The organism is Pseudomonas sp. N040 (genome assembly GCF_015637705.1).
Lineage (GTDB): Bacteria > Pseudomonadota > Gammaproteobacteria > Pseudomonadales > Pseudomonadaceae > Aquipseudomonas.
In genome coordinates this window covers 1-230 of sequence record NZ_JADOBE010000030.1, presented here as the reverse complement: position 1 = coordinate 230, position 230 = coordinate 1, and the positions used below count along the sequence as shown (strand labels likewise).

The window sequence follows — 230 nt, the reverse complement described above, 5'->3', positions numbered from 1 at the left end:
TGCTGTTGTTGACCACGGCGCCGCTGCCCAGGCTGCCGGTGGTGCCGCCCGCGCCGATGCTGAGGGTGCCGGCGCTGATGGTGGTAGTGCCGCTGTAGGTGTTGGTTCCGGTGAGCGAGGTGGTGCCGCTGCCGATCTGGTTGAGCGCGCCGCTGCCGGAGATGACGTTGGCCATTGTCAGGTTGTTGGAACGGTTGATCTGCAGGGTGCTGTTGTTGACCACGGCGCCG

1 protein-coding gene is annotated in these 230 nt (G+C 66.5%); it reads right to left on the bottom strand.

Features of this window, described 5'->3' with window-relative positions; genetic code table 11:
• Positions 1 to 230 (bottom strand): autotransporter-associated beta strand repeat-containing protein (locus ISX93_RS17040; RefSeq protein ID WP_195779950.1); only part of this gene is annotated, 230 nt, incomplete at both ends.